At 36.3% G+C, this 4,552-nt stretch carries 4 protein-coding genes; 2 read left to right on the top strand and 2 right to left on the bottom strand.

What is annotated here, in order from left to right:
• Positions 1–695: 695 nt before the first annotated feature.
• Positions 696–1,169 (top strand): DUF3967 domain-containing protein, encoded by a 474-nt coding sequence (locus FXF70_RS18940; protein ID WP_110487812.1) that lies wholly within the window; start codon positions 696–698, stop codon positions 1,167–1,169.
• A gap of 80 nt (positions 1,170–1,249) precedes the next feature.
• Here the strand turns inward: FXF70_RS18940 and FXF70_RS18935 are convergent, their stop codons facing one another.
• Entirely contained in the window at positions 1,250–2,275 is a 1,026-nt protein-coding gene (locus FXF70_RS18935; RefSeq protein WP_144496015.1) for an amidase domain-containing protein, read from the bottom strand.
• A 122-nt stretch (positions 2,276–2,397) separates the two neighbouring features.
• Between FXF70_RS18935 and FXF70_RS18930 the strand changes: the two genes are divergently transcribed.
• Complete coding sequence (locus FXF70_RS18930) at positions 2,398–2,856, top strand: DUF4944 domain-containing protein (RefSeq protein WP_144496013.1); 459 nt, start codon at positions 2,398–2,400, stop codon at positions 2,854–2,856.
• Positions 2,857–2,888: 32 nt separating this feature from the next.
• Here the strand turns inward: FXF70_RS18930 and FXF70_RS18925 are convergent, their stop codons facing one another.
• Positions 2,889–3,914: a protein rep gene (locus FXF70_RS18925; protein ID WP_144496011.1), complete on the bottom strand. Its 1,026-nt coding sequence runs from the start codon at positions 3,912–3,914 to the stop codon at positions 2,889–2,891.
• Between the last annotated feature and the right edge of the window lie 638 nt (positions 3,915–4,552).

Raw genomic sequence — 4,552 nt, 5'->3', positions numbered from 1 at the left:
AACGAGTCAATCCATTGCTATGACTAGCTTCAATTTGTTTTTTTCTTCCGTAGTACCCCCCTGTTAGAGTGGGGGGGTTCCCGTTTGGCTCTAGGTGCTTCGCTTTTCGTTGCCACTCGACGACTGTCGTCGTCTTCCGCTGCGCACCTTCGCCAAACAAAACAAACGCACAAATATTTCTTTAATCTTATCATTTTTGACTCTTTCATGCCAACGGTACAATGCCTCGCATTCTGCTTTGAACGGAGAGAAAACCCACAGCACCTATTTAGGTGCATAAGTGGGCACTGGTTCTCCAGTGACTCTTTTCGGGCTCTGCCCAAACCCGCCAACGGTCAGCCCGTTGGATCGCAAATATTCAAACCCCCTACCCCCGATCTTCGGGGGATGCCCCTTCGGCGGGCGCAAACAAACGAGGTTTGTTTGAATCAATAGGCTTTGGGTGTGGTGAATGAGTCAACTCCTTAATGCTCACTTTCGTTCCGCTTACCGTTGACTCATGCCGAATGTTTTTCACTCCATTTTTTAAACAGTAACGCTCCTTTTAAGTGCACACTTTTCCGAAATGTCTCCAGCGACACTTATCAAAATTTTTCTCTTTCAACCCGCTACGCAAAACAAAAACATTTTGCCTTTTGATCTAGGAGGGCATAGCGTATACCGTAGCGAATGAATCATAAAGAGGTGAACCCGCTATGAAACCCGAAACCTACCTTTCTTCACAAGACATTGCAAACAAGCTCAATGTCTCCAGCGTCACGATACGTAAATACGCCGCCATGCTTGAGAAAAACGGCTATAATTTCGCCAGAGACACTAAGGGATGGCGTCAGTATAATGAGTCCGATTTATCCGCTATGGAGTATATATACACACACTCTAAATTGAGTGGTAAATCACTAGAAGAAGTAGCCAAACTTGTAGCGACCTTGTATCGGTCAAACTTGTCCATATCGGATACCGCTACACCGCTACAAGATGTGAATGTCGCCGATCTCATTCAAAGACAAGAAGAATTCAATCGTGCCATCCTAAAACGACTCGAACAATTTGAAGAACAGCAAAAAAAGCGAGATGAAAATCTCATGCTCGCTTTGAAAGAATCCATTGAAACAAAAAAAATGATTGCTGCTGCTCAACAAAAAAAGTGGTGGCAATTTTGGAAATAGAACACCTATGACAATATATCAATCGTATATAAAAAATAAGCATGCGTTGAGCATGCTTATTTAAACTCATTATATAAATTTTACATTTTAATAACTCTAAATTTATACCCTTTGCCTTTAAATTCTTTTGATAAATGAGCATATTTATGAGCTCTAGAATGACCAGAATATCTAGTTTCACCCTTTTTATTAACATCATACACTACTACAGTATGAAACCAACCACCGTTGTCTTTATTATAAGCTTGGATAACATCTCCAGTAGATACTTTCTTTGATACCTGAGAAGCACTTAATCCAGTATACACTTTACTTCCCCTAGACCAATAAGCATAAAAATCGACAACTCTCACCCAAGACGTAGAATACAAAATTGTTGACCAATTACCAGTAGGAGATCGATACACACTAGAATACCATCCCTTTGTATTTGAGGAAAATTGAGAAAGGCCGCTCTTACCTGTATAATTCATTTTTTTACCGCCAGCATAGATAACTTGAGAGACATAGTTAGTGCAGTCGCCACCAGAACCACCGAAATATCCAAATCTCGAATTGGAGGTTTTATTCCAATTGTTATCAATGTACTTTTTTGCCTTTGCTCTATCAAAACTAGAAGAAGCAGTAGCTTTAGCCTGACCTACAATTTTATTTTTAAGCTCTGAATCCTGAATTTCTTTCTCTAATTCTACATTTTTTTGCTCATTACTTTCTCTAACTTCTTTAAAAGTTTTTTGCAAATACTCTTTATCCAATTTAAAAAATTGTTCTTTGTCTTTATCTTTGTCAAAACCATTATCGCTACTGAAGAAATAATCCTCTTGTTTCATAAGATATATACCAGCATAAGCATTCATCAATCGTTGATTATACGAACTTAAGTTCAAAGTTGATACAGAATCCAAAAACTCTACATATTTAGGAGATCCTATATTATATTTTAAACCTTTATCACTAAGATACTTTAAAACTTCATCTTGTCCTTCTTGAACTGTATAATGATCAACAGGATACTCCTCAGAAGGTTCTAAAGCAGAAACTAAAGTTGGTACAAATAAAACCAATAGAATCATAGAAAAAATTGAAAAAAGCACTTTATTTCTCATACAACTACTCCCTTATAAAAAATTCAATCATATTTAATCATATTTACCCTTATATTTTAAACATAATTTTGGTATATTTGTATTTATTTTGATAAATTTAATGAAATTTTAAGGAGAAAAACATGAAAAGCAAAAAAGTCATTATATCAACAATAATAGTTCTCTTAATTGCCACAGCATGCGTAATACTTTATGCAAAAAACAATTACCCAAAATTTACAGGCGAAAGTACAGATCAATACTGGAAAGCAGAACTAACTAAAAGTGATAAAACAAGTATAGGACCAAATTATTCTTTGGAACTTTATTGGAAAGGAAACAAAGATATAGAAAAAGAGATAAAAATTAAAACATTAAAACTAAAAGTAGATGGAAAAGTATATAAAGAAAATGATAATTACGATTTGGCTGAATATGCTACCGATAAATCTGAAAATGCTCCAGATCATATAACAACATTCGATTTCATGCCAGAAAAGAAAATAAAAGGACACAGATTAGAAGTAGAAATAGAGTGGAAAAATAAAGACTCTAAAAAATCATCTAATATAAAAATAAAAGAAAAAAACATAATCAATTAATAAAAAAACAGACTATGAAGTCTGTTTTTTTATTAATTGATTATGTAATTTTTAATACCAACATGCCAATGTGCCATGACTTCAAACGTCTCATTAGCTACCTCATCATCATCTTCTTCAATTCTGATCAGATCTCCGTCCTCGGCATCCGTCAAATTCAGTTCCTTATGAATCTCTTTCAAGATCCCGCCATAACCGATCAACCGCCTGGCATTTAACGCATCATCCAAATAATAGACCGTATCCAAATTTTCCTCGGTCACTTCATTCCCACGTATCACATCAGTATCTTTCACTGGATACTTAGAAATCTCTAGAATAGCTTTCTGCTCTTCCATTTCTGCACGGACTTCTTTTTCAATCGCTTCCGCATCGATTCCCTTTTTTCCCTTGACCCGCTGCACATGTACAATCGGTGTGTAATCCAATTTCATTGCACGCTTCCAAAGGCTTGTCCATTCTGCTTGCTTGATATAGCTTTTCCCTGTGAAATAACTTCGCTTCACTGGAATTAAGACATGGAAATGTGGATGATATGTATTCTGTTCATGATTTTTCGTAATCTCTAAAGCCCTGAAATAACCAAGAACGGAAGAGTCCACTTTTTTATACTTCATCAATCTATTAAAGCCTTTCATCATATCCGAAATGGTCTGTTTCAGATCATTGCCTTCAACGTTTTTTACTGTCAACGTTAGAAATATCCATGCGGGCTTATATTGCCGATTGGCTTCTTCTACAATCAATTTATTGTGACAAGCAATTTTTAACGACCTTCGCCACGCACACATAGGGCATAACCTCACTTTACAAAAATAGGCTTGATATAATCGTAGTCTGCCTGTTTCTTTGTCTCTCCTAAACGCAAGACATTCCGCACAATCACATACTTTCTCTGCCTTTTTTCCGTAGTAAGGCGCACCGGTACGCTTCTCAAGTCCCTCATAATGAGCCGCCATAAGTGACGATCTCAACTTTTTCCCTTTCCAATCCCGCTTTTTACCTGTTGCGGTTTTGTCCACAAGGGTGATATAATTCGATTTAGATGAATAAGTCAAAGCAAAAAACTCCTTCTGACGCTAGTTCTCTAGCACTCTATTATTATGGTTTGGTCACTTTAATAATAGCAGATGGAGTTTTGTGCTGTCAAAATGCTTTTAAACCCTTGACACGACTGAATCTGGCGCACTTTTTGAAAATCTCATTGTTTCTATATGTATCAAGATAAGAAAAAACACGATTACAACTTCGTTGAAATCGCAAAAAAAGACCAGCAAATTGCTAGTCTTTTTTTAAAACCAAAAACAAAAAACCACTAACCCCCCATGGGGGTTTTTTATTTTGTTTTTTTGGACATGATGCACAACAAAAAACAAAACTTTAAGGTCCCACAAGCACTTTCCATCCAATAAGACACAAAAACATATCATAGCAGACAAAACGAAAAAACGCATTTAAAGCCCTTATAATCGTTTTTAACTCATCACCCTATTTGAATACCCGAACAAAAATAAAAGCGCTCAGAATCTAATCTGAACGCTCTCAACGGCATTTTTGAAATACAGCCTTGATATTTTTATAGATTTAATCATTCAAATAAATCCTTGCCACAAACTCAAAACGAGTCAATCCATTGCTATGACTAGCTTCAATTTGTTTTTTTCTTCCGTAGTACCCCCCTGTTAGAGTGGGGGGG

It is taken from the genome of Bacillus sp. Y3, assembly GCF_008123875.1.
Classification (GTDB): Bacteria; Bacillota; Bacilli; order Bacillales; family Bacillaceae; genus Bacillus; species Bacillus altitudinis.
This window is presented reverse-complemented; position numbering and strand designations above follow the sequence as displayed.